The following is a 24688-nucleotide window of genomic DNA, read 5'->3' as shown; positions in this document are numbered from 1 at the left end:
ATCAGACGGCCAGCGGTGAGGTTCCCAGCGGGATGTTGAGGGCCTCGGACACGTGTGGGCAGAGCAGTTCACCCTGATGGGTGCTCAGTCCCCTGGCGAGAGCGGGGTCACGGCGCAGGGCGTCGACCCAACCGAGGTCGGCGAGGCGCAGCACGTGGGGCAATGTCGCGCCGGTCAGCGCCATCGTCGAGGTCCGGGCCACGGACCCGGGCATGTTCGCGACGCAGTAGAAGACCGAGTCGTGGACCATGAAGGTCGGGTCGTCGTGTGTCGTGGGCCGAGAGTCTTCGAAGCATCCGCCCTGATCGATGGCGATGTCGACGAGGACCGACCCCGGCTTCATCTGCGCCACCAGCGAATTGGAGACGAGAACCGGGGCCTTGGCGCCGGGCACCAGCACGGCGCCGATCACGAGGTCGGCCTTCTTGATCGCCTCGTCGAGGTCGAGTGTGGTGCTGTATCGGGTGTGGACTCGCCCGTTGAAACGTGCATCGATGGCGCGGAGTTTGGCGATGTCCAGATCGAAGACGGTGACGTCGGCGCCCATGCCGACTGCGATGGTTGCGGCGTTGACACCGCTGACGCCGCCGCCGATCACGACGACCTCTGCGGGTGCGGTGCCGGGGACACCGCCCATGAGCACGCCGCGGCCGCCGGCCGAACGCATGAGGTGATAGGCGCCGACCTGAGGTGCAAGACGCCCGGCGACCTCACTCATGGGGGCGAGCAACGGTAGGGACCCATCGGCGGCTTGAACGGTCTCGTAGGCGATGGCAGTGGTGCCTGACGCCAGCAACGCGTCCGTGCAGGCCCGGCTCGCGGCGAGGTGCAGGTAGGTGAACAGCGTCTGGCCCTCCCGCATGAGCTCGTACTCGGGGGCGATGGGTTCTTTGACCTTGAGCAGCAGGTCGGCCTGTTCCCACACCTCCCGGGCGGTACCGAGGATCTGCGCGCCGGCCTCCTTGAAGTCGGTGTCGGCAATCGCCGAGCCACTCCCGGCCTCGTGCTCGATGACCACTTCGTGGCCGCGCCGGGTGAGCTCGGCGACCCCAGCCGGGGTGATGGCAACGCGGTATTCGTTGTTCTTGATCTCGCGTGGGACGCCGACGCGCATGGCTGGACTCTCCTCGATATGGATGGGCTCGGTGTGTTCACCAGCGTGAACAAACGTCGGGAAAGTAGCAATGTCTCTGAACATAATTCTCGTGGGACGTAGTAACTTGAAAGAATCTTCGATGGAAGGCCTCGTGATGGCACTTGAACCGAATAATATTCGGGCCCGGACGGCGGGCCTCGACGACATTGATCGCCGCCTGCTGACCCTGCTCCAGGCCGATGCCCGTGCGTCCAACAGCGCACTTGCCTCCGAGGTGGGAATCGCCGCATCGACGTGTCACGGCCGGATCCGCCGCCTGATCGATCTCGGGGTCGTGCGCGGGTTCTTCGCCGACATCGATCCGGCAGCGGTTGGCCGCCCCCTGCGAGCGATGGTGGCGGTCAGTCTGCAATCCGATGCACGAGGGCAGATCCGCCGCTTCGTCGCCGAGATCGGGCAGAAGGACGACGTGATCGATGTGTTCTTCCTGGCCGGGGCCGACGACTACCTCCTGCATGTCGCCACCGCGGACACCGAGAGCCTGCGTCAGTTCGTCGAGATGCTCAATTCCCGGCCCGAGGTGTCGGGAACCACGACGTCACTGGTGTTCGACCATCTGCGCGGATCGGCGCCGGTCTTCTGAACGGTCGAGTTCCTTGCGCAATCGGGTGAACAGTCGTCCACCGTCCACGGCCACCACTGCCGAAGGGTGGTCGCCCGCGCCGAACGTCGCGACGAACGAATCGGTGTCGGGTCCGCCATCGAGGTACACGGGGTCCGTGCCGGTGGGCACTGTTCCGCTCACCTGGAGCCTGGTGCCGTACTGGTCCGACCAGAAGTACGGCGCAACGGTTTTCGGAGCCGAAAGGCCCAGCAGTCGCCGGGCTGCTCGACGCGAATGGTCGAGCGCGCCCGACCAGTGTTCTTGCCGCAGGTGCAAGCCGGTCTGGGGGTCGTGGACGCGGGCGCAGTCGCCGACCGCGTAGACCCCGCCCACCGCGGTGGCGCAGTCGGCGTCCGTCAGGACCCCGGTGTCCAGGGCGACGCCCGATGCCTTCAGCCACTCGGTGTTCGGAATTGCTCCGATACCGATGACCACCACGTCTGCGGGCAGCTCGCTGCCGTCGGCGAGGGTCACCGACTCGACGCGCTCGGATCCGTTGATGGTGTCGATCGCGGCACCGGTGACCAGTCGGACACCGTGCGCTGCGTGTCGGCGATGTAAGCGGGCAGCGAGTTCTGGCCCCACAATTGCAGCACCGGGCGTCTCGGATGCTTCCACGATGGTCACCTTCTTGCCCAGAGTTGCTGCGCTGGATGCCACTTCGCATCCGATGAAACCGGCACCGATGACGACGACATGCGTGCCCTCGCGCAAGGATTCGGCCAGCGCCGCGGCGTCGTCGAGCGTTCGGAGCGTGTGGACCCCGGAAAGGCCCGTTCCGATCAGAGTGCGTGCGCGAGATCCCGTGGCCGCGATCACCGCCTGCGCTTCGACGACGTCACCATCTGCGAGTTCGACCGCGTGTCCGGTATCGGTGTGCCGCAGTCCGATCGCTCCGACGCCGAGTCGCCAGCTGAATCCGGTGTGATCGTCAGCGTCTGCGAGCATCAACGACTCCGGTGGGTCGGTCTGTTGCAGAATGCCTTTCGACAGTGGGGGACGGTCGTACGGGTAGTGGCTCTCGGCGCCGATCAAGGTGATGAATCCGGTGTGGCCGAGTGTCCTGAGCTCCCGGGCGGTGGACAAACCTGCCAGCGAGGCCCCGACGATCGCGACGGAAGTATCGACGTGCGGTGGAGGGCCGTCACCGCTCATGCGGCGTCGGGCGCGCTCAGGCGCAGATAGATGCTCCCGTCGTCGACGACGGTCTCGTGGGTACGAACCGGCAGTTTGGCTGGCGGGCCGGAGGGCATCCCGGTCCGTAGGTCGAAGCAGGCCTCGTGGAGAGGGCACTCCACGGCGCAATCTTCGACCCAGCCGTCGGCGAGGGAGGTGTCTTGATGGGAGCAGGTGTCGTCGATCGCGAACACGCCGTCGCTCGTGTGGAATACCGCGATGGGTGCCTGTCCCGGCGGTGTCACCCGCATGACTTCGCCCGCGGGGAGCGTGTCGGTGGTCGCCACCAAGAAGTAGGTGAGGTCCTGCTGGGGGAGAGTTGTCATGGTGGCCTCGGGAAGTCGGAGCGTATGAGATGGCCAGTTGCGTACGTTGCAACAAGAATCGTTATGCGCAACAGACTGGCAGCCGTCGGCCCCCTCGTCAAGCCACCGCGCGCGTGTTGTGCATAACCCGAGCGCACAGCGCCGGAACGGGTCGTCGCGGTCGCCGGTAGCCGTCCGTTTAGGGTGAACAGCGATGACTGATGCCGAGAACGAAACCCGACCCGCGTCGATCCAATCGGTCGACCGGGCGCTGCAGGTGCTGGAGATCCTGGCCCGGGAGGGGCAGGGTGGTGTCTCGGACATCGCGGACACCTTGGGCGTCCACAAGTCGACGGTCTCCCGACTGGTCTCTGTTCTCGAGGCCAGGGGTTTCGTCGAGCAACTGGCCGACCGGGGGAAGTACCGGCTCGGCTTCACGCTTGTGCGGCTCGCCGGCGCGACGATGGCGACACGGGATCTCGGGAAAGAAAGCCGCGACGTGTGTGATCCGCTGGCCGCGGAAGTGGGAGAGACGGTCAATCTGGCGATCCTCGAAGGCGACCGCGCGATCAACATCACCGAGTCCAGTGGTCCGTCGGGTATTGCCCTGCGCACCTGGGTCGGCCAGAGTTCGCCTGCACACGCCACCTCCAGCGGGAAAGTGCTGTTGTCGGCTCTGACCGATGCCGAGCTCGGGGCCACGCTCGACGAGACCCTCGAACGCTTCACCGATCGCACGATCGTCGGCCGAGATGCTCTGCGTGACGAACTGCACGTCATCGCCGGGCGGGGCTGGTCGGGTGCGGTGGAGGAACTCGAGGAGGGCCTCAACGCGATCGCGGCACCGGTGCGTGATCACACCCGTGACGTCGTTGCGGCGCTGAGTATTTCAGGTCCGAGTTTCCGCCTGACCCCGGACGCCATGGAATTGCTGGCACCACGGGTTCGGGAAGCGGCCCTCGAGGTCAGTCGGCGGATCGGCTTTCCGGGCTGACCCGATGTGACTTGACACCGGGCGCACCCAGGCCCACCATTTGTTGCGTAGAGCACGACGTGTTGCAGACAGCGCAACAACTGGATTTGCTCGGTGGTCGCTAGGTTTGGAGACTTCTGGTGGGACAACCACGATTCCTCATCATCGGCGCCGGCGTGGTCGGATCGTCTCTCGCAGATGAGCTGACCACGCTGGGTCACCGCGACGTGACGGTCCTCGACCGCGGGCCTCTGGTGCCCGGAACGACGGCCATGACGGGCGGCTCGAGTTCGCACGCACCCGGTCTCGTGTTCCAGACCAATGCCTCCCGCACGATGGCCCGTTTTGCGCAGTACACCGCACAGAAGTTCGGGTCACTCAATCAACCAGGCAGCCTCTCGTTCAACGCTGTGGGAGGCCTCGAGGTGGCGACCACGCCGCAGCGCCTGGCCGAGCTCGCCCGCAAGGAGGGCTGGGCGAAGGTCGCGGGAATTCCGGCCGAGCTGCTCACACCCGCCGAGTGTGTCGCCCTGCACCCACTGCTCGATCGCGGACTCGTCTTCGGTGGTCTGCACACGCCGACCGACGGACTGGCCGGAGCGCCTGCGGCGATCACCGCGCAGATGAATCGCGCGACTGAACGTGGGGCGGTCTTCATCGGTGACCAGGTCGTGGTCGAGGTGCTCGAGCGCGGGGGGTCGGTGACGGGGGTGCGAACGACCGATCGGGTCTTCGACGCCGACGTCGTCATCTCCTGCGCGGGATTCTGGGGTGCGCAACTCGGTGAGCTCGTCGGTCTGGTGGTGCCGCTGGTGCCGATGGGCCATCAGTACGCGAAAACATCTGCCGTGGAGTCGCTTTCCGCATTTCCGGATGCCGGCCGCGGCCATGCCGACGCCGTGTTGCCCATCCTGCGGCATCAGGATGCAGATCTGTACTACCGGCAGCACGGTGACCAGATCGGCATCGGATACTACGGCCACCGGCCGATGCCCGTGGACATGAACAGGCTGTACGAGGCCACTGCCGCCGAGTCGATGCCGTCCATGTTGCCGTTCACCGCAGCGGACTTCGATCCCGCATGGGCCGAGACGGCACGACTGTTGCCCGGCGTCGCCTCTGCCGAGGTCGTCGACGGGTTCAACGGCATCTTCTCCTTCACCCCCGATGGTGGGCCGATGATGGGTGAGCACCCGGACCTCGACGGCTTCTGGGTCGCCGAGGCGGTGTGGGTCACGCACTCGGCCGGCGTAGCGAAAACCATGGCGCACTGGATCACACAAGGCACACCCGACGTCGATCTGCACGGCTGCGACCTCGCCCGGTTCACCGACGCGCAATTGGAGCCCGACTACGTGGCGGACACGAGCGCGCAGGGTTTTGTCGAGGTCTACGACATCATTCATCCGCGGGAGCCGCGCTCGGTGCAGCGCGATGTCGCCGCCAGCCCGTTCCACGCTCGCCAGGTCGCAGCGGGCGCCGTCTTCCATGTGGGCAGGCAGTGGGAACGTCCGGCCTGGTACGAGTCGAACGCTCATCTGGTGGACGCGCACCACCACCATCCCGCCGACGAGTGGGGGAGTCGGCATTGGTCGCCCATCGTCCTTGCGGAGGCCGCGGCAACGAGGGAGCGAGTCGGCTTGTACGACATGACGTCCCTGATGAGGGTCGAGGTGACCGGACCGGACGCGGCAACCTTTTTGAGCGGACTGCTGACGCGCAACGTCGACCGTCCGATCGGGACCGTGGTCTACGCCCTGCTCCTCGACGCCGGCGGCGGGATACGCAGCGATGTGACCGTCGCGCGGCTGGGCGACGATCGTTTCCAGCTCGGTATCAACGGCCCGATGGACATCGATTGGTTGCGTCGCCGGCGTGATGCGGAGGCGGTCACGATCACCGACATCACCGCAGTGACCTGCTGCATCGGCGTCTGGGGGCCGCGGGCCCGGGATCTGGTGGCACCGTTGTGCTCGATCGACCTGCGGGACAACACCCTCGGCTACTACAAGGCCGCTGAAGCCACGATCGCCGGCATCGCCGTCACCGTGTTGCGCATCTCGTACGTCGGCGAACTGGGGTGGGAGATCTACGCCGGCAACGCCGACGGACAACAGCTGTGGGATCGCCTCGCGGAGGCCGGGGAGACGGTCGGTGCAGTCCTCGCCGGACGTAGCGCGCTCGATGTACTCCGCATCGAAAAGGGTTATCGCTCATGGGGACATGACATGAGCGCCGAGATGACTCCGGACGAGGCGGGAATCGGGTTCGCCGTGGGACGCAAGCACGATTTCTTCGGCCGCGAAGCCTTGCTGGAACGTCCGATCCGGTGCCGGCTGCAGACGGTGGTGGCCGACGATCCGGCCGCAGTGGTCCTCGGAGGTGAACCTGTACTGATGGACGGCGAGGTGGTGGGTCACGTCACCTCTGCTGCCTTCTCTCCGACCGTCGGACGCACGATCGCCTATGTGAAGGTGCGACCGGACGTCGACGTCGGACAACACGTGAGCATCGAATACTTCGGTCGCGCCCTCGACTTCACCGTCACCGATCCGGTGCTCGTCGATCCGGCAGGCGATCGGGTCAAAGGACTGATCGGAGTGGTGGGTTGAGCAATACGGACTACGACGTCATCGTCCTGGGCCTCGGCGGGATGGGATCCGCGGCGGCATATCACCTCGCGGCCCGTGGCAGGCGGGTCCTGGGTCTCGAGCGCTTCACCCCCGCGCACGATCAGGGTTCGAGCCACGGCGGTTCCCGGATCATCCGGCAGTCGTACTTCGAGGATCCCGCCTACGTCCCGTTGCTCCTGCGATCGTACGAATTGTGGGAGAAACTCAAGCAGGACAGCGGGATAGATGTCTACTCGGTCACCGGCGGTTTGTTCATGGGGCCCGCAGAATCCACGACCTTCTCGGGCTCCTTGCGGGCCTCGGAGCAGTGGGGTCTGGCGCACGAGGTGTTGACCGACCGGGAGGTGCATCGGCGCTTTCCGGCGTTCGACCCGCCTGCAGGACAGATGGCGCTGTACGAGAGCATGGCCGGATTCGCCCGCCCGGAGGCCACTGTGCAGGCGCACATCACCCTCGCGCAGAATGCAGGCGCCGACCTGCACTTCGGTGAACCCGTCACGTCATGGTCGGACTCCGGCGACGGGGTCCTGGTGACCACGGAGGCGGGCACCTACCGCGCCGCGCACGTGGTTGTGTGTCCAGGGGCGTGGGCGCCGAAGATGCTCTCCGACATCGGCATCCCCATCAGGATCGAGCGCCAGGTGATGTATTGGATCGACCCCGTGGCCGGCTCCGCCCCGATGGAGGGTGGCCCGATCTACATCCACGAGACCGACGGGGTCGAGCAGATCTATGGATTCCCACCCATCGACGGGCCCGGGGGCGGCGCCAAGGTCGCCTTCTTCCGCAAAGGTGAAGACTGCACGCCCGAGACGATCGATCGGACGGTGTACCCACACGAGATCGAGGCGATGGTCGAACGCGTGGGCAGGCTGCTACCCGGGTTGACCGGGTCGGTACTGGACACCGCGACGTGCATGTACTCGACCACCCCGGACGAGAACTTCGTCATCGCACGGCATCCCGGACACAACAATGTGACTGTCGCCTGCGGCTTCTCCGGGCACGGGTTCAAGTTCGTTCCAGTGGTGGGTGAGATTCTCGCTGATCTCGCCATCGACGGCGCCACAGATCATCCCATTGCGCTGTTCGACCCGAACAGGCTGGCCGACGCATGATTATCACCGGAATGTCAGGGCACCAGCAACACCCGGACCCCCCGGCGGCAGCCGCCGGCACCCCCGCGCTGCTGCCGACGCTGGGAGGACAGGCGTATGTCGACCCGGGTTACTTCGCCGCAGAACAGGCAACCATCTTCGAGCAGATGTGGTTTTGTGCTGTACTCGCCGCTGATCTGCCGAACACCGGGAGTTTCAAGACGGTGATGGTCGGCCGGGAGAGTGTGATGATCGTCCGAGGCCGCGACGGGCGGTTGCGTGCCTTTCTCAACAGCTGCCGCCATCGAGGCGCGTTGGTCTGCACTGAGCCCGAAGGGCAGGTGCGGCGCAACCTGCAGTGCTCGTATCACGCGTGGACCTACGGTCTCGACGGCAAACTCGTGGCGGCGCCCAACCTCGTCGACCTGGGGGAAATCGACCGCACTGCATACGGTCTCATACCTGTGGCGATCCACGAGTGGCTCGGGTATGTGTGGGTGTGCCTGGCCGACGACCCTCCGTCATTCGCGGAGTCCGTCCAGGGAGCGGTGACCGAACGGTTGGGCGACGCGGAGTCGATCGAGCGATACGAGGTCGATCGACTGGTGCTGGGCAGGCGCGAACGTTACGAGGTCGCGTCGAACTGGAAACTGATCATCGAGAACTTCATGGAGTGCTATCACTGCGCCACCATCCATCCGGAGCTAACCGAGGTGTTGCCAGAGTTCGCCGACGGGCTCGCGGCCCAGTACTACGTCGGTCACGGTGCGCTGTTCGGCGAGGACATCGAAGGCTTCACCATCGACGGCTCGACAGGGCTAGGAGTTCTGCCGGAACTGGCGGATTCTCAGGATCGTCGGTACTACGCGATCACCGTCCGCCCGCAGGTCTTCATCAACCTGGTTCCCGACCACGTCATCGTGCACCGGATGTATCCGACGGCCGTCGACAACACCGTCGTCGAATGTGATTGGCTCTATCACCCCGGGGTTGTGGCGTCCGGTACCGATCTGGACAAGTCGGTCGAACTCTTTCATCGCGTGAACTTGCAGGATTTCGAGGCGTGTGAGCGAACGCAGCCGGGCATGGTCTCGCGCGCGTATCGACGTGGCGGCGTACTCGTTCCCGCCGAACATCACATCGCCGAATTTCACGATTGGGTGCGCATGACGGCCGGACCCGTCGCATAGTTGACCGGTCACCGTGCACTGGCCCGGCGATCGGAAGGACGTGCGGCAATGACCACCACGCAACCCGAGGGCGCGCCCTCACCTCCTCCAGATTCCGTACCCGCAGGCTCCGACGACGGAATGGAGCACTTCGGCTACAAACCCAGCCTCAACCGGAGCATCGGCAAGTTCGCCAGTTTCGCCGCGGGGGTCTCGTACATATCCATCCTCACCGGGACCTTCCAGCTGTTCTACTTCGGATTCGGCACGGCCGGGGCCGCGTACCTGTGGTCGTGGCCGATCGTCTTCGTCGGGCAACTCGCGGTGGCCCTCTGTTTCATGGAGTTGGCGGCGAAGTATCCCATCGCCGGTTCGGTCTACAACTGGGCAAAGATCCTGGGCAGCAAGTTCGTCGGCTGGTTCTCGGGGTGGATGATGCTGACGGCGTCCATCGTCACGATCGCCGCGGTGGTGCTCGCGCTCGATTCGACCCTGCCCCGGATCTGGTCCGGTTTCCGGGTGATCGGCAGCGACGACCTGTCCGTCACATCGCCGGAGAACGCTGTCCTCCTCGGAACGATTCTGGTCATCTGCACCACCGTGATCAACGCCTTCGGCGTCAAGTTGATGTCGGTGATCAACAGCACGGGCGTGTTCATCGAACTGATTGCCGCAGTGCTCATCGCGATCATCCTGGCGTTCAACATCGACCGCGGACCCGACGTGTTCTTCTCCACGAACGGCTACGGCGATGGCGTCAGCGGTGGCTACCTGGGGGCGTTCCTGATCGCTTCGCTGGCGTCGGGTTACGTGATGTACGGCTTCGACACCGCCAGTTCGCTGGGTGAGGAAACCAACGAACCCAGGAAGACCGCACCCAAGGCGATCCTGCGCGCGATCCTTGCCTCGTTCGTGATCGGTGGCGCGATCCTCGTATTCGCAATCCTCGCTGCGCCCGACCTCAACGATCCGCTGCTGGCCGAGAAGTCCGGTGGCCTGCAGTACCTGATCGAACAGGTGATGGTCAGCCCCCTCGGCACCATCTTCCTGATCTGCATCGTGATCGCGGTCTTCGTCTGCACCCTGGCCGTACACACGGCCGCAATCCGGATGAGTTTCGCGATGGCCCGCGACAACGCGCTGCCGTTCGGTGAGTCGTTGGCGAAGGTCCACCCCAAGTACCAGACGCCTGTGGTGCCCGCAGTGACGATCGGCGTGCTGGCGGTCCTGATCCTGGTGATCAACATCAATCAGCCGCAGATCTTCACGGTGCTCACCTCGATCGCGATCATCATGATCTACATCGCCTACCTGTTGGTCACCGGCCCGCTGTTGATCCAGCGGTTCAAGGGCAATTGGCCACCGCCCGATCTCAAACGGGACGGATTCTTCACCATGGGCAGGTGGGGATTGATCGTGAACATCTTCGCGGTGGTCTGGGGATTCCTGATGGCGCTGAACCTGGCGTGGCCACGAGAATCGGTATACGGCATCGGTTGGTACAACGAGTGGGGCGCGTTCATCTACATCGGGATCATCGCGGGCGTCGGGTTCCTCTGGTACTTCACCGTGGGCAGCCGAAGCATCGGAGTCCTGAGATCACATGCAGCGGAGACCAAGTGATCGCTGCGGTGACCTGGTAGGAGGAGCGTTCTCGGGCTGACTAGACTCGGCCGGGTGAGCGACCAGATCAAAGTAGGCGTACTCGGTTCCGGCGGTAAAGTCGGTCAAGCCATCGTCGCGGCTGTGGAGGCCGCCGACGACCTCGACTACAGCGCCGGGGTCGACCAGGGCGATCCGCTCTCGCGGTTCGTCGAATCCGGCACCAGAGTGGTCGTCGACTTCACCCACCCCGACGTGGTGATGGACAACCTCGAGTTCTTGGTCGACAACGGGATCCACGCCGTGGTCGGCACCACCGGCTTCGACGACGAGCGACTCGACACAGTGCGTGGATGGCTGGCGGAACATCCTGGTGTCGGCGTTCTGATCGCGCCCAATTTCGCCATCGGCGCGGTGCTGAGCATGCGGTTCGCCCAGCAGGCCGCCAGATTCTTCGACTCCGTCGAGGTGATCGAGCTCCATCACCCACACAAGGCTGACGCGCCATCGGGCACCGCGTATCGAACGGCTCGCCTGATCGGAGAAGCCCGGACGGCAGCAGGGGTCTCGCGCAGCCCTGATGCCACCAGCACCGAGCTCGACGGTGCCCGCGGCGCCGAGGTCGACGGCGTCCGGGTTCACTCGGTCCGCCTTGCCGGGCTCGTCGCCCACCAGGAGGTCCTGTTCGGAACCCAGGGTGAGACGCTGACCATTCGTCACGACTCGATCGATCGGACCTCCTTCGTCCCCGGTGTGCTGCTGGGAGTGCGCGACATAGCGGACCGACCGGGCCTCACGGTCGGTCTCGACGAGTTGATGGACCTGTGATCGGGTTCGGCACATGAGCCAGAAACCCAAGGATGCCCGCCCGATCGTGATCGGGATCGGCGTGCTCGTGCTGGTACTGGGCTTCTACTTCGTCTTGCTCGGTTCCCGTGCCGTCGATCTGTTGACCAGCGGTGACCCGGTCGGCGTCGGGTTGGGGATCGGGGTGCTGATCCTGCCGTTGCTCGGTGTCTGGATGGTGGTCGCAACTCTGCGCGCCGGACTGGCTCATCAGCGACTGGCCCGGCGAATGGTCGAGGAGGGCCGAGAACTCGACGTCTCGGAACTGCCACGCAGACCATCAGGTCGGATCGAACGTGATGCCGCCGACAAATTGTTCGCCACGGTGAAGGCAGAGTGGGAAGCCGACCCCGGTAACTGGCGGGCAACCTACCGGATCGCCCGGGCCTACGACTACGCAGGCGATCGTTCTCGCGCACGCGAGATGATGAAACGTGCTGTGGCACAAGAACGGGAAGCCGACACCGATGTCTGACAGCGCCTCGCTTACGACGTTGCTGGTCGTACACCACACGCCCTCGCCACCGACACGTGAGCTGTTGGAAAAGGTACTCGAAGGGGCCGCCGATCCCGCGATCTCTGGAGTGCGGGTCAAACCCATCGCCGCGCTGGCCGCCACTGTGCCGGACGTGCTGTCCGCAGATGGCTTCCTGTTCGGTACACCCGCCAACTTCGGTTACATGTCGGGCGCGCTCAAACACTTTTTCGACACCGTCTACTACCCGGTCCTCGGGTCTGTGACCGGCAAACCTTACGGATTGTGGGTGCACGGGAACAATGACACCGCAGGCGCCATCTCGTCGATTCAGACATTGGCCACCGGTCTCGACCTGGAGGCAGCTGCTGCGCCACTGGAGATCACTGAACTGAACGCCGAGGCACGCGAGAGTTGTTACGAATTGGGTGCGGTCCTCGCGGCGACACTCGCATAGCGAGCCCTTCCACTTTCAACTTATAGCGCACCCCGGGGCTTGCGGCAAGACCCCGGGGATGGCGCAGAATCTCTCGCCGTGGCAGACAACCTCCGGTCTTACAGTGTGTTCGACCTCCCGCCCCGCCTCGCGAGCAAAGCCGATCCGACCCTGATCGCGCACGATCAGGAGCACTTCACAGCTATCGCGCAGACCCTCGACACCACGATCGCAGACCTGGTCGCCCGCCTCGACACCGTGCGAAGGGCGCCAGGTGGCGGCGGTCGCGACGCGATGGATCGCGACATGGAGGTCCACCGGATTGGTGCCCGACTGCGCGCGCTACGCCGTTTCGGGGTGGATCTGTGCCTCGGCCACATGGTGTATGACGACGGCGCCGCGCCCGTGTATGTCGGCCGGCTCGGCCTGACGGACAACGATGGGCGCCAACTCCTGCTCGATTGGCGGTCACCGGCCGCTGAGCCGTTCTTCGGTGCGACCCACGCCGACCCGATGGGATTGTCGAGTCGGCGCCGCTACCGGTGGACAGGCGACCGGATCACCGATTACTGGGACGAGGTGTTCAGCACAGAGGGTCTGACCCACCGGGCAGCACTCGATGATCAGTCAGCGTTCATCGCAAGCCTCGGTATGAACCACTCACCCCGGATGCGGGATGTCCTGGGCACGATTGCGGCGGATCAGGACGCCATCGTCCGCGCGGGTTCGCGGGGCGCGCTGGTGGTGGACGGCGGACCGGGAACGGGTAAGACCGTCGTGGCGCTGCACCGCACCGCCTATCTGCTCTATGCGGATCCTCGTCTCGGTCACCGGAGAGGCGGCGTGCTGTTCGTCGGCCCGCACCAGCCGTACCTCTCCTACGTGGCCGACGTCCTGCCCAGTCTCGGCGAGGAGGGTGTGCAGCTGTGCACCATGCGTGACCTGGTCTCAGAAGGGGCCTGGGCCGCAGCGGATTCCGAGCAGCAAGCGACTCGCTTGAAGTCATCGGTCGAGCTCGTGCGAGCCATCGAGCCGGCCGTCGAGTTCTACGAACAGCCTCCGGACGAGGGGATGATCGTCGAGACCGAGTGGTCGGACATCTGGCTCGGCCCGCAGGACTGGGCCGCAGCCTTCGACGCACCGGCGGCGGGCACTCCGCACAACGAGGCACGCGAGGAGATCTGGTCCGAACTCCTCACGATCGGATCGGACGGGCACGACGGTGTCGCGGGCCGGCAGCTCCGTAAGGCGTTGCGGGAGAACGAGGACCTGCGTGCGGCGGTGAATCGGGCGTGGCCGCTGATCGAGGCCACCGACCTCGTCGCAGATCTGTGGTCGGTGCCGGCGTATCTACGCAAGTGCGCTCCGTGGCTCGATGCCGACGAAGTCGCCGCGCTGAGTCGGCAGGACCCCTACGCCTGGACCGCATCCGACCTACCTTTCCTGGATGCGGCCAGGCGGCGCCTCGGCGACCCGGAGGCCTCGGGGCGCCGGCGCCGCCGTACCGCTGCCGTGGCCGCCGAACACGAGCGCCGCTCTGCCGTGGTCGACGACTTGATCGCGTCCGACGATTCCGAGCTGATGGTCATGTCGATGCTGCGAGGCGATGACCTGAGCCAGGCGTTGATCGATTCAGACGAGGCGGAGCGGAAGGACCCGGATCTGTTGGCCGGACCGTTCGCGCACATCGTCGTGGACGAGGCCCAGGAGTTGTCCGACGCGCAATGGCAGATGCTGCTCGCCAGGTGTCCGTCGGGGAGCTTCACCATCGTCGGAGACCGCGCCCAGGCCAGAGCTGGATTCACCGAGACCTGGCGTCAGCGACTCGAGCGGGTGGGCCTCGACCGGGTCGAGGTGGCGTCCCTGACGATCAACTACCGGACCCCGGACGAGGTGATGACCGAAGCGGAGCCCGTCATCCGGGCCGTGATCCCGGACGCCAACGTGCCCACGTCTGTCCGCAGTAGCGGAAACCCGGTCGAATACGGCCCGACGTCCGATCTGCGATCGGTGGTCGAGGCATGGGCCGCGTCGAACTCTGACGGGACTGCCTGCGTGATCGGTGATCCTACGTTCGTGGGCACTGAACGGGTTCGGTCACTGACTCCGGGACTGGCCAAAGGCCTCGAGTTCGATTTGGTGATCCTCGTCGATCCGGATGCGTTCGGCGAAGGGGTCGGGGGAGCAGTCGACCGCTATGTCGCGATGACGCGCGCAACCCAGCGGTTGGTGATCCTCACCCGCGATTAGACTCGACCGCGTGACGGATGCGGCGAAGATTCCGACCCCCTACGAGGACCTGTTGCGGCTGGTCCTGGACACGGGAACTCCGAAGGCGGATCGAACCGGAACCGGGACCAGGAGCGTGTTCGGTCATCAACTCCGATTCGACCTGTCCGAGGGGTTTCCGCTGATCACGACCAAGCGGGTGCACCTGAAGTCCATCGTCTACGAGCTGTTGTGGTTCCTGCGCGGGGAATCCAACGTGCGCTGGCTGCAGGACCGAGGCGTGACCATCTGGGACGAGTGGGCCGATCCGGATGGAGAACTCGGTCCCGTCTACGGCGTGCAATGGCGGAGCTGGCCGACACCGTCAGGCGAGCACATCGACCAGATCAGTGCTGCGCTGGAGTTGCTCAAGGCCGATCCCGATTCACGCCGGAACATCGTTTCGGCGTGGAACGTGGGGGAGATCCCGCAGATGGCGCTTCCGCCGTGCCACGCGTTCTTCCAGTTCTACGTGGCCGACGGCAAGCTCTCCTGCCAGCTGTACCAGCGCAGCGCGGACCTGTTCCTGGGGGTCCCGTTCAACATCGCGTCCTACGCGCTCTTGACCCACATGATGGCCGCCCAAGCGGGACTGGAAGTCGGCGACTTCGTGTGGACCGGCGGCGACTGCCATATCTACGACAACCATGTGGAACAGGTCACCACTCAACTCGCTCGAGATCCCTACCCTTACCCGAAACTCGCTTTGGCGGAACGCGATTCGATCTTCGACTACGAGTTCGAGGACATCGAGGTACTGAACTATCGCTACCATCCGGGAATCAAGGCGCCAGTGGCGGTCTAGGACTCACGTGATGACCATTGCACTGATCTGGGCGCAGTCGACCAGTGGCGTGATCGGACGCGACGGCGACATACCCTGGCACCTCCCCGAAGACCAAAGGTACTTTCGCAGGATCACCGGCCACCATCCCGTGGTGATGGGCAGGCGTACCTGGGACTCGTTGCCTGAGCGGTTTCGTCCCTTGCCGAACCGGGCGAACCTGGTGATCACCAGGCAGCGTGACTGGCTCGGCGACGGCGCGCTGAGTTTTCCCGACGTCGCGTCGGCGCTGACGGCGGCCGAGCAGCTCGACGACACGGTCTTCGTCATGGGTGGTGGTGAGATCTACCGTGCCGCAACCGATGTCGCCGACACCGCCTACGTCACCGAGATCGACATCGAGATCGACATCTCCGACGGAGACACGCTCGCACCGGAACTCGACCCCGACCGCTGGACCCTCGACACCGACGCGGGCTGGCACGAGTCGGCCTCGGGCCTGCGGCACCGCTTCCTCCGGTACACGGCGAAAGCCTGATGGCCGCGAAGCGTACCGTCACCAAACCTTCTGGAGCGTGCGACCTCTCGGCGTCGCAGGCCCGTCGCTTGGCGTTGGCGGCTCAGGGTTTCGCGGATCGACAGCCCACGGCAGCGGTCAACCGCCGCCACCTGCAGCGGATGCTGTCCAGAACCAGGCTCATTCAGATGGACTCGGTCAGTGTGGCGGTCCGCGCCCACTATATGCCGATGTTCAGCCGACTCGGTCCCTACGACCGCACTGTCCTCGAACAGGCCGCATGGGAACCCACCGCGCGACGCCCGGCCCTGCTCGCGGAGTACTGGGCCCACGAGGCCGCCCTGATCCCGATCGAGCACTGGCCGCTGTTCCGTTGGCGCATGCAGGATTACGCGCACGGCCGATACCGCGAGGCGGTCGGTGACAAGAAGGCCGCCGAGGTGCGGACGCGCATTCTCGATGCGGTCTCGGAGGTCGGGCCCTGCACCAGCGGCATGCTCGAAGACCATCTGGGCCACGAGAAACGACCGAAAAAGGGCGCGTGGTGGGACCGCAGCCAGGTCAAGTACCTGTGCGAGGTGATGTTCGCCGCGGGGGAACTGTCGGCGACGCGCCGGAGTGGCTTCACCCGTTACTACGATCTCGCCGAGAACGTCGTCGGTGAGTATGCGAACGTCGAGATCCCACGCGACGAGGCGGTCAGGTCGTTGGTGGCGGGGTCGGTGGTGGCGCTCGGCGTGGGCACCGAGGCGGATATTCGCGACTATTACCGGTTGAAGCCCGCGCCCGCCCGCGCGGCACTGGCCGACCTGGTGGCCGCGGGGGAGGTCCAGCAGGTCCGCGTCGAGGGTTGGGAGAAGCCCGGCTACCTCGACCCCGGCGCCAGGGTCCCCCGAGCCATCAGCCGGTCGACCCTGCTGAGTCCTTTCGATCCGCTGGTCTTCTTCAGGCCGCGAACGGAACGCGTGTTCGACTTCCACTACCGCATCGAGATCTACGTCCCGGAGGCCAAACGGGTCCACGGTTATTACGTCTTGCCTTATCTGTTGGGAGATCAGTTGGTGGCCAGGGTGGACCTGAAGACCGACCGGCCAGGCAATCGTCTGCTCGTACTCGGTGCATTCGCCGAAGCCGGCGCAGATGTACCGCTGGTCGCGGAGTCACTGGCGACCGATCTGTTGACCATGGCGAACTGGCTCGGCGTCGAACAGATCGTCGTGGGTGATCGCGGCGACCTCGCGCCGCAGCTCCGCATGTCGATTCGGCGCCGCTGAACCGGTCGTCCTGGTGCGCCGCCGCTAGGTCGCGTGTCGTCGACCTTCTCGGGTAGGGGAGAATCAGCACTGCTCACCCGCGGCGAGAAAAGAGGAACTGCAGTGTCGGAAATGGTGCCGTTGAAGGTGCAACTGGTGGCGAAATCGTCGTTCGAGGCGCCCGCCGATGTGCCCTGGAGCACCGACGTCGACGGCAGTGAGGCGCTTGTGGAGTTCGCGGGTCGTGCCTGCTACCAGAGCTGGGACAAGCCGAATCCACGCACGGCGACGAATGCCGGATACCTGCGGCACATCCTCGAGGTGGGTCATCTCTCGCTGCTCGAGCACGCCACGGTGACGTTCTACATCACCGGGATCTCACGGTCGTGCACCCACGAACTCATCAGGCACCGGCACTTCTCGTATTCTCAGCTTTCGCAACGTTTTGTGCCGGAGCATGATTCGAATGTGGTGCCGCCGCCGGCGATTCGCGGGGACGAAGAACTCGGAGCACTGTTCGTGGCGGCGACCGACGCGAGCAGGCAGGCCTACTCCGAACTGCTCACCGCGCTCGAGGAGAAGTTCTCCGACGTTCCCAACAACATCCTGCGCCGCAAGCAGGCGCGGCAGGCGGCCCGTTCGGTGCTGCCGAACGCCACCGAGACCAAAATCGTCGTCACCGGCAACTATCGCGCGTGGCGGCACTTCATCGGTATGCGGGCGACCGAGCACGCCGACGTCGAGATTCGGCAGCTGGCCATCGAATGCCTGCGTCAACTCACCGACGTCGCGCCGACGGTGTTCGGCGATTTCGAGATCGGGACCCTCTCCGACGGCACCGAGGTGGCAACATCGCCCTTCGTGTTCGAAGGCTGAGCGGGGCATCACCGGTGCGCTGAGGGCGCGGGGCGCTGCGGCGTCACTCGGCACCCGATGGCTCCGGTAACCTTACCGACCATGACCACCGGTGAGATGCAACCACAGAGCTTCCCTTTCGGGACAGTCAGTGTTGCCATGGTGACGCCGTTCACCGTTGACGGAAAGCTTGACCTCGACCGAGCGGCGGAGCTCGCAGACAAGTTGGTGTCCGGCGGGTGCGACGGACTCGTCGTCTCCGGAACCACCGGCGAGTCTCCGACGACCACACCGGCCGAGAAGCTCGATCTGCTGCGTGTGGTGCTCGACGCCGTCGGGGACAGAGCACGAATCGTGCAGGGTGCGGGCAGCTACGACACCCGCGAGAGTGTCTGGTTCGCCAAGGAGTCCGCTGCGCTCGGCGCGCACGGGCTGCTGGTGGTGACGCCGTACTACTCCAGGCCGCCACAGACGGGTCTGCTCGCCCATTTCACCGCCGTCGCCGATGCCACCGACCTCCCGGTCCTGCTCTACGACATCCCGCCGCGCTCGGTGGTTCCCATCGAACATCGCACGTTGCTCGAGTTGTCGCGTCACCCGAACATCGTCGGCGTGAAAGACGCCAAGGGCGATCTGAACTCGGCCGCGTCACTCATGACGGACACCGGACTGCAGTACCTGTCCGGTGAAGACGCACTGAACCTGCCCTGGCTGTCGATCGGGGCTGCGGGATTTGTCAGCGTCATCGGACACCTGGTCCCGGATCGGTTGCGCGACATGCTCGAAGCCGTCAACAAAGGAGATCTGGTGCGCGCCCGCGAATTGAATGTCTCGATGATCCCGCTCGTCAACGCGATGGGTCGCCTCGGTGGTGTCACCATGGTCAAGGCCGCACTGCGCATCGTCGGGATGGACGTCGGTGATCCTCGACTGCCGCAGGTGCCGGCCAGCGGCCCACAGATCGAATCGCTGATCGCAGATCTGCGCGCAGCCAAGGTGCTTTCATGACCGCGGCAGACGGTGGCGGACGTAGGCGCGGCAGGGTTGTCCGGCAGGCCGGGCCGCCGTCGGACCCGCCCCCGGTGAACGCTGCGCCGCCGGCCTCGGTGGAACCCGTCGCCCCGCCGACCGTTGATCCCGTCGTCGAAGCGCAGTCAGCGAAAGCGCCACGCGCTGCGAAACCTGCCGCTGCCAAACGGACGTCGCGTGACCGGAAGGGCGGCAAGTCTGCCCCGCAGAAACGCAACGAGCCGAAGGTGGTCGAAGGAACCGACCGACTCGGAGTCCCACCGAAGCTGCCCAAGGGCGGAATGCGGATCGTCGCACTCGGTGGCATCGGCGAAATCGGCCGGAACATGACGGTTTTCGAGTACGACGGACGTCTGCTCATCGTCGACTGCGGGGTCCTGTTTCCTGAAGATGCCCAACCCGGCGTCGATTTGATCCTTCCCGACTTCCGCTACATCGAAGATCGCATCGACGACGTCGAGGCGATCGTCCTGACCCACGGCCACGAAGACCACATCGGAGCCGTCCCGTTCCTGCTGCGGCTTCGCCAGCAGATTCCGGTGATCGGTTCGAAGTTCACGCTGGCGCTGCTGGCGGCGAAGTGTAAAGAGCATCGTCTGCGTCCGAAGCTCATCGAGGTCACCGAGGGCGAGCATTCGACGCACGGTCCTTTCGACTGTGAGTATTTCGCGGTCAACCATTCGATCCCCGACGCGCTCGCGGTTGCGATCCGCACGGGCGCGGGCGTGGTGCTCCATACCGGTGACATCAAACTCGATCAGCTCCCGCTCGACGGCAGGCTCACCGACCTCGCCGGTTTCTCGCGTCTCGGCGACGAAGGCGTGGACCTGTTCCTCGTCGACTCGACCAACGCCGAGGTCCCCGGGTTCGTCATGCCCGAACGCCAGATCGGTGGGGTGCTCGACCAGGTCATCGGAAAGGCCAAACAGCGCGTCATCGTCGCATCCTTTGCCAGCCATGTGCACCGCATCCAGCAGGTCGTCGATGTCGCGCACACCCACGGCAGGCGGGTCACCTTCGTCGGCCGGTCGATGGTCCGCAACATGCAGATCGCGCAAGAACTCGGTTACCTGCGAGTTCCCGACGGTGTGGTGGTCGACCTCGACACCGCGGCGAGTCTGCCGGATCACAAGCTGGTCCTGATCTCCACGGGGTCGCAGGGCGAGCCGCTCTCTGCCCTCTCCAGGATGGCGCGCGGTGAGCACCGCCAGATCAACATCCGTGCCGACGATCTCGTGGTCCTGGCGTCGTCACTCATCCCGGGCAACGAGAACTCTGTTTTTGCCGTCGTCAACGGGCTGGCTCGTCGCGGGGCAACAGTCGTCACCCAGCAAAGTGCGAAGGTCCACGTGTCCGGCCATGCCTCGGCGGGTGAACTGCTGTACCTCTACAACGCGGTGCGTCCGTCGAATGTCATGCCGGTGCACGGGGAATGGCGCCATCTGCGCGCGAATGCCGCACTGGCGGAGGCGACCGGCGTACCGGCCGATGCGGTCGTGCTGGCCGAGGACGGGGTCGTCGTCGACCTCGTCGACGGGAAGGCCCGCATCAGCGGCCGGGTCCCGGTCGGCTACGTCTACGTCGACGGACTGTCGGTCGGCGACGTGGGGGAGTCGACCTTGTCCGAGCGGCTTGTGCTCGGTGAGGGTGGCTTCATCGCGATCGCGATCGTCATCGATGCGACAACCGGCAGGGCCATCAGTCCTCCGGAGGTGTCGGGTCGCGGCTTCTCCGACGATCCGACAGCGCTGAAAGAAGCCGCAGACCTGGTGGAACAGGCGTTGACCCAGATGGCGACCGAGCGGGTGACCGACACCCATCGGATTGCGCAGACGATCCGCCGGATCGTTGGTCGTTGGGTTGCGGACAAGTACCGTCGTCGCCCGATGATCATCCCCACCGTGCTCACGGTCCGCGAGGGATCCGACAACTAGCCGTCTGGCAACTAGGGTGTTCACATGACCATTGCCCAAGATGAACGCGCCGCGCTCGCAACCACCCTGCGAGCGGTCGGACCCGATGCGCCCACACTGTGTGACGGTTGGACTGCGCGTGATCTCACCGCACACATGATCGTGCGGGAATACCGGCTGGACGCGTCGCCCGGCATTCTCATCTCGGCGTTCGCCGGACATACAGCGAAAGTCCAGAACGAGGTCGCGGCCGGGGACTGGGATGCGATGGTCACCAAGTTCGCTGCGGGTCCGCCCCTGTTCTCGCCGCTGAAGCTTGTCGATCGATTCGTGAACGTCACCGAGATGTTCGTACATCACGAGGACGTTCGCCGCGGTGGCACCGAATGGGAGCCCCGGATACTGGATGCCGCGAGTACCAAGGCGATACTCGGGCCGTTGAAGGCCATGGGTAAGCGGGCGATCGCGAAGTCGCCCGCGACGGTCGAACTGGTGACCCCCGCAGGCGAACAGATCGGTGTCGGGGGTCGCGGCCCCATCGTTCGGGTCACCGGCGAACCTCTCGAACTGCTGTTGTTCGCCTTCGGACGGTCGAAGACCGTGCTCGACTTTTCCGGCGACGTGGACGCGATCGCGGCGGTGAAGGCCGCCAAGCGCGGTTTTTGAGGCAACCGCGCAGGTCAGCAAAGTTGCGTTCGGCACTCCTCGGGTCACGAATCTGACACGGCCCGCGATACGCGTGTTGTAGATGAGGTAGGTGTGACTGTTGCCGACTAGGCTGTCAGCCATGGCAACCAAGTCCACCGCCCGTCGTTCTGGCGCGTCGGCTAGAAGTTCTGCGCAGGCAACCAAAGCCGGCGCCAAGAAGGCTGCGCCGCGCACGTCGGCTCCGAAGAAGGCCTCGCCGGCCACCGGACCGAAGAAGAGCGCGGCAAAGAAGTCCGGCGTGAAGAAGGCGGGCGCGAAGAAGTCTCCGACCGCGCGAGCTGCGACGAGGAAGACCTCAGCGACCCCGGCACGCCCGGTCCGCCAGCGCCGATCCGTCGCCAAGGTAGTGGGTAGCGGGGTCGGGGCAGGCTGGGGAATGCTCGCCAAGGGTGTCGGTTCGGTCGCCCGGGTCGGTTCACGAGGCGGCGACCCGGACTACGACGAGCGTATGTACGACACCGACGACGGCTGGGACCAGGCCGGCGGCGACTGGGACGCGCGACCCGGTGGCGACCACGGGCCCGAGCACACCCAGGGCAGAGATGGCATCGCCTTGGTTCTGATCGCAGCCGCGATCGTGATGATCGCAGCAATCTGGTTCGACGCCGGCGGTCCGGTAGGCGCCTTCGTGGACTCCGCCACCCGTGCGGTACTCGGATCCGTTGCCGCCCTGGTTCCGGTCGTACTGATCGTGATCGGCTTCTTGCTGATGCGGCATGCACCGAACCCGCGCGACCGCGGCCGCTTCATCGGTGCCGCGCTGCTGATCGGGTTGCCGCTGCCCGGTCTGTTTCACATCTTCTCGGGCATGCCGAACGACTTCGACGGCAGGCAGGGTGCAGGGGGCTTCATCGGTTTCGCGGTGGGCGGCCCGCTCACCGCCGGCCTCACCGCCTGGCTTTCCGTCCCGATCCTCCTGCTGTGCATGGCGTTTGGGCTGTTGCTACTGTCGGGTCTGACGGTCCGCGAACTGACAGCAGTAGTCGGTTCCTACCTCGGAATCGGTGTCGATCGTGATTGGGACGACGAAGAACCCGATGACGATGATGATGCCGACGGCGGTTACGCAGACACCGCCTTCGGCAATCCATACGACAACTATCCGCCGGACGAGAACCCGACCGTTGCCGGATCGGAGGCGTTGCGCAGACCGCCGCGGCGCCGTCAGGCGAGTGCGGTGACCGCTTCGGAAGCCCTGACCGAACCGATCATCGACGACGACGGCAGCCCGACCGCGGTGACGGCCGCCATCACCACTCCACCCGCCGGAGCAAAGCCGGTGCGCAAGCGGCCGGTGCCCAAACCGACGCCCAAGCCCGCCCCGGTCGACGACGACGACGATGACCTGGGCGGCGACCATGACGCTCTGGTGGTCGACCGCGCAGTCGAGGGCGACTACAAACTGCCTCCGGCGAGTCTGCTGATCGACGGCGATCCGCCGAAGTTGGGCAGCGCGGCCAACGACGAGATGATCGATCGGATCTCGGCCGTCCTCGAGCAGTTCAAGATCGATGCCGCCGTCACGGGTTTCACGCGCGGTCCGACCGTGACCAGGTATGAGGTGGAACTCGGACCCGGTGTGAAGGTGGAGAAGATCACTGCGTTGCAGCGCAACATCTCCTACGCTGCCGCCACCGACAACGTGCGATTGCTCGCACCAATCCCGGGCAAGTCCGCTGTGGGTATCGAGGTGCCGAACAGCGACCGTGAGATGGTCCGCCTCGCGGATGTACTGACCGCGAGTTCGACCCGGAAGGACAAGCACCCGCTGGTCATCGGTCTCGGTAAAGACATCGAGGGGGACTTCGTCACCGCGAACCTCGCCAAGATGCCGCACTTGCTCGTCGCCGGTTCCACCGGCTCAGGTAAGTCCAGCTTCGTCAACTCGATGCTGGTGTCTCTGCTGACCCGCGCCACCCCCGATGAGGTCAGGATGATCCTCATCGACCCGAAGATGGTGGAACTGACTCCGTACGAAGGTATTCCGCACCTCATCACGCCTATCATCACCCAGCCGAAGAAGGCTGCTGCCGCCCTGGCGTGGCTGGTCGAGGAGATGGAACAGCGCTATCAGGACATGAAGTCATCCCGGGTCCGCCACATCGATGACTTCAACGCGAAGGTGCGCTCGGGCGAGATCACCACTCCGCTCGGTTCCGAGCGGGTCTACAAGCCGTACCCGTACATCCTTGCGATCGTCGACGAGCTCGCCGACCTGATGATGACCGCTCCGCGCGACGTCGAAGACGCCATCGTCCGAATCACCCAGAAGGCCCGCGCCGCGGGTATCCACCTCGTGTTGGCAACGCAGCGACCCTCGGTCGATGTGGTGACCGGTCTGATCAAGACCAACGTCCCCTCACGCCTGGCATTTGCGACGTCATCGCTCACCGACTCCAGGGTCATCCTCGATCAGCCCGGCGCGGAGAAGCTGATCGGTATGGGTGATGGCCTGTTCCTGCCGATGGGCGCGAGCAAGCCGGTCCGCATGCAGGGTGCCTTCATCACGGATGAGGAGATCCAGGCGGTCGTCGACTTCGCCAAGGACCAGAGCGAGCCCGACTACACCGAAGGTGTGACCGCCAAGAAGGTGTCCGACAAGAAGGACATCGACTCCGACATCGGAGGCGACCTCGACGATCTTCTGCAGGCGATCGAACTCGTGGTGACCAGCCAGTTCGGCTCGACCTCGATGCTTCAGCGCAAGCTCCGGGTCGGCTTCGCCAAGGCCGGCCGGCTGATGGACCTGATGGAGACCCGGGGCGTGGTCGGGCCGTCGGAAGGATCGAAGGCGCGCGATGTGCTGGTGAAGCCAGAGGATCTGGCAGGCGTCATCGCTTCGATCAACGGTGGCGGCTCCGATGCCGACGGCGATCCCGACGACTGAGT

20 protein-coding genes and 1 pseudogene are annotated in these 24688 nt (G+C 65.2%); 18 read left to right on the top strand and 3 right to left on the bottom strand.

Translation table 11 applies throughout. The annotated features are described in order from the left end of the window. Position 1: 1 nt before the first annotated feature. Entirely contained in the window at positions 2-1114 is a 1113-nt protein-coding gene (gene ald, locus J3S28_RS07565) for an alanine dehydrogenase (RefSeq protein ID WP_207839271.1), read from the bottom strand. A gap of 136 nt (positions 1115-1250) precedes the next feature. On the opposite strand from ald, the gene J3S28_RS07560 reads away from it, so the two are divergent. Beyond that, positions 1251-1739, top strand: coding sequence for an Lrp/AsnC family transcriptional regulator (locus tag J3S28_RS07560; protein WP_207839270.1), 489 nt, complete (start codon positions 1251-1253; stop codon positions 1737-1739). Here J3S28_RS07560 and J3S28_RS07555 read toward each other — a convergent pair. Next, entirely contained in the window at positions 1695-2915 is a 1221-nt protein-coding gene (locus tag J3S28_RS07555; RefSeq protein WP_207839269.1) for an NAD(P)/FAD-dependent oxidoreductase, read from the bottom strand. The genes J3S28_RS07560 and J3S28_RS07555 overlap by 45 nt on opposite strands. Further along, a complete protein-coding gene (locus J3S28_RS07550) occupies positions 2912-3262 on the bottom strand; it encodes a bifunctional 3-phenylpropionate/cinnamic acid dioxygenase ferredoxin subunit (protein ID WP_207839268.1) in 351 nt (116 codons plus the stop codon). Before J3S28_RS07550 ends, J3S28_RS07555 begins: the two co-directional genes overlap by 4 nt. Before the next feature lie 193 nt (positions 3263-3455). On the opposite strand from J3S28_RS07550, the gene J3S28_RS07545 reads away from it, so the two are divergent. The 17 genes and pseudogenes from J3S28_RS07545 to J3S28_RS07465 all read left to right on the top strand — a co-directional run bounded on the left by J3S28_RS07545 (position 3456) and on the right by J3S28_RS07465 (position 24686). Beyond that, a complete protein-coding gene (locus J3S28_RS07545) occupies positions 3456-4235 on the top strand; it encodes an IclR family transcriptional regulator (RefSeq protein ID WP_207839266.1) in 780 nt (259 codons plus the stop codon). A 119-nt stretch (positions 4236-4354) separates the two neighbouring features. Then, positions 4355-6826: a GcvT family protein gene (locus J3S28_RS07540; RefSeq protein WP_207839264.1), complete on the top strand. Its 2472-nt coding sequence runs from the start codon at positions 4355-4357 to the stop codon at positions 6824-6826. Further along, positions 6823-7965 (top strand): N-methyl-L-tryptophan oxidase, encoded by a 1143-nt coding sequence (gene solA, locus J3S28_RS07535; RefSeq protein WP_207839263.1) that lies wholly within the window; start codon positions 6823-6825, stop codon positions 7963-7965. Before J3S28_RS07540 ends, solA begins: the two co-directional genes overlap by 4 nt. Positions 7966-7976: 11 nt before the next feature. Further along, the gene (locus tag J3S28_RS07530; RefSeq protein ID WP_207839579.1) at positions 7977-9134 is read left to right on the top strand and encodes an aromatic ring-hydroxylating oxygenase subunit alpha; all 1158 of its coding nucleotides are present in this window, start codon (positions 7977-7979) and stop codon (positions 9132-9134) included. A gap of 120 nt (positions 9135-9254) precedes the next feature. Further along, positions 9255-10736 (top strand): APC family permease, encoded by a 1482-nt coding sequence (locus tag J3S28_RS07525; RefSeq protein WP_237341285.1) that lies wholly within the window; start codon positions 9255-9257, stop codon positions 10734-10736. Positions 10737-10790: 54 nt separating this feature from the next. Beyond that, complete coding sequence (dapB, locus tag J3S28_RS07520; RefSeq protein WP_207839261.1) at positions 10791-11543, top strand: 4-hydroxy-tetrahydrodipicolinate reductase; 753 nt, start codon at positions 10791-10793, stop codon at positions 11541-11543. Positions 11544-11556: 13 nt separating this feature from the next. Then, positions 11557-12036: a hypothetical protein gene (locus J3S28_RS07515; RefSeq protein WP_207839260.1), complete on the top strand. Its 480-nt coding sequence runs from the start codon at positions 11557-11559 to the stop codon at positions 12034-12036. Then, entirely contained in the window at positions 12029-12493 is a 465-nt protein-coding gene (locus J3S28_RS07510) for a flavodoxin family protein (protein ID WP_207839259.1), read from the top strand. The genes J3S28_RS07515 and J3S28_RS07510 overlap by 8 nt, the downstream gene beginning before the upstream one ends. A 78-nt stretch (positions 12494-12571) precedes the next feature. Then, positions 12572-14722, top strand: a complete 2151-nt coding sequence (gene helR, locus J3S28_RS07505; RefSeq protein WP_207839258.1) for an RNA polymerase recycling motor ATPase HelR — start codon at positions 12572-12574, stop codon at positions 14720-14722. A gap of 10 nt (positions 14723-14732) precedes the next feature. Beyond that, positions 14733-15545 carry a thymidylate synthase gene (locus J3S28_RS07500; RefSeq protein WP_207839257.1) on the top strand — a complete coding sequence of 271 codons (813 nt, stop codon included), beginning with the start codon at positions 14733-14735 and terminating at the stop codon, positions 15543-15545. 10 nt (positions 15546-15555) lie between these two features. Beyond that, a complete protein-coding gene (locus tag J3S28_RS07495; protein WP_207839256.1) occupies positions 15556-16062 on the top strand; it encodes a dihydrofolate reductase in 507 nt (168 codons plus the stop codon). Continuing rightward, positions 16062-17114, top strand: a pseudogene (locus J3S28_RS07490) (winged helix-turn-helix domain-containing protein); the annotation flags it as partial. The gene J3S28_RS07495 and the pseudogene J3S28_RS07490, both read left to right, overlap by 1 nt. Before the next feature lie 303 nt (positions 17115-17417). Beyond that, the gene (gene thyX / locus J3S28_RS07485) at positions 17418-18170 is read left to right on the top strand and encodes an FAD-dependent thymidylate synthase (protein ID WP_207839252.1); all 753 of its coding nucleotides are present in this window, start codon (positions 17418-17420) and stop codon (positions 18168-18170) included. An 81-nt stretch (positions 18171-18251) separates the two neighbouring features. Next, positions 18252-19157, top strand: coding sequence for a 4-hydroxy-tetrahydrodipicolinate synthase (gene dapA, locus J3S28_RS07480; RefSeq protein ID WP_207839250.1), 906 nt, complete (start codon positions 18252-18254; stop codon positions 19155-19157). Beyond that, complete coding sequence (locus J3S28_RS07475; protein ID WP_272874140.1) at positions 19154-21112, top strand: ribonuclease J; 1959 nt, start codon at positions 19154-19156, stop codon at positions 21110-21112. Before dapA ends, J3S28_RS07475 begins: the two co-directional genes overlap by 4 nt. 24 nt (positions 21113-21136) lie before the next feature. Next, the gene (locus J3S28_RS07470; protein WP_207839248.1) at positions 21137-21757 is read left to right on the top strand and encodes a TIGR03085 family metal-binding protein; all 621 of its coding nucleotides are present in this window, start codon (positions 21137-21139) and stop codon (positions 21755-21757) included. A 121-nt stretch (positions 21758-21878) separates the two neighbouring features. Next, positions 21879-24686 (top strand): FtsK/SpoIIIE family DNA translocase, encoded by a 2808-nt coding sequence (locus J3S28_RS07465; protein WP_207839246.1) that lies wholly within the window; start codon positions 21879-21881, stop codon positions 24684-24686. Positions 24687-24688: the final 2 nt, after the last annotated feature.

The organism is Williamsia soli (assembly GCF_017377795.1).
Taxonomy (GTDB): Bacteria; Actinomycetota; Actinomycetes; order Mycobacteriales; family Mycobacteriaceae; genus Williamsia; species Williamsia soli.
The sequence above is the reverse complement of the archived record's forward strand: the minus strand, read 5'-3'. Positions and strand labels throughout refer to the sequence as shown.